The organism is Brevibacterium sediminis, from assembly GCF_013623905.1.
Lineage (GTDB): Bacteria > Actinomycetota > Actinomycetes > Actinomycetales > Brevibacteriaceae > Brevibacterium > Brevibacterium sediminis.
In genome coordinates, this window is the sequence record NZ_JABKDD010000042.1 from 1 (window position 1) to 1097 (window position 1097).

Sequence of the window (1097 nt, forward strand, 5' to 3'; positions counted from 1 at the left end):
TGTACTTCCCCGACACGTTGTGAACGGTAGTTGAAACACAACGAAGACCTCCGATACCGATATGGGTAACCACACTCATGATCGAGTCCCGGAGGTCTTCATGACACACCGTAACGCACCACTGACCATCGAGGGCAGACGCCGCCTTGTCGCTCTCGTCATCGATGATGGATGGTCCCAGCGCCGAGTCGCCGAACGCTTCCAAGTCTCATCGGCAACAGTGTCCAGATGGGTGCGTCGACACCGTGCAGGCGATGGTCTCGACGACCGCTCGAGCCGACCACACCACAGCCCTGCACGACTGTCGACCAAACGGGAACGACGTATCCTCGCGTTGCGGATCACTCGGCGGTGGGGTCCGCACCGGATCAGCTACCACCTTCACATCCCACGCTCGACTGTCGGTCGAGTCCTGAACCGGTACCAGATGCCGTTGTTGGCTCATGTCGACCAGATGACCGGGCTGCCGGTGCGTAAGCCGGCCCCGATCCGTTACGAGGTCGAGGCTCCCGGGCGCCTGGTCCATGTCGATATCAAGAAGCAGGGCCGGATCCCCGACGGGGGCGGGTGGCGTGCTCATGGGCGTGGGTCAGCTCAGGACAGGAAAGTCGGCTCCCATCGAGGTCGTGCCGCCCGGGCCGGAGCTGCGGGCTCGCGTGGGTACCGGTTCCTTCACCACGCTGTCGATGACTACTCGCGAGTCGCGTACTCCGAGATCCTCGATGATGAGCGCAAGGATACTGCGTCCGGGTTCTGGCGGCGTGCGGACGAGTTCTTCGCGAGTATCGGTGTTCAGGTCACGGCAGTGATGACCGATAACGGATCCTGCTACCGTTCTCGGGCCTTCGCGGAGGCTCTTGGTGAGGGTGTGAAACACCGCAAAACGAAACCCTACCGACCACAGACGAATGGGAAGGTCGAGCGATTCAACCGGACTCTCGATGCCGAGTGGGCTTATACGAGGGTGTATGCCAGCGAAGCCGAGCGTGCAGCGGCCTACGAGGCGTGGGTCCATGACTATAATTTCCATCGACCCCATACCGGTATTGGCGGACTCACACCATCAGCTCGTGTTCACAACCTCACGGGGAAGTACA

At 61.2% G+C, this 1097-nt stretch carries 1 protein-coding gene; it reads left to right on the top strand.

What is annotated here, in order from left to right; genetic code table 11:
• Nucleotides 1-100 precede the first annotated feature (100 nt).
• Nucleotides 101-1097: IS481 family transposase (locus HK108_RS18625; RefSeq protein WP_181272609.1), on the top strand; the 997-nt coding region annotated here is incomplete at its 3' end.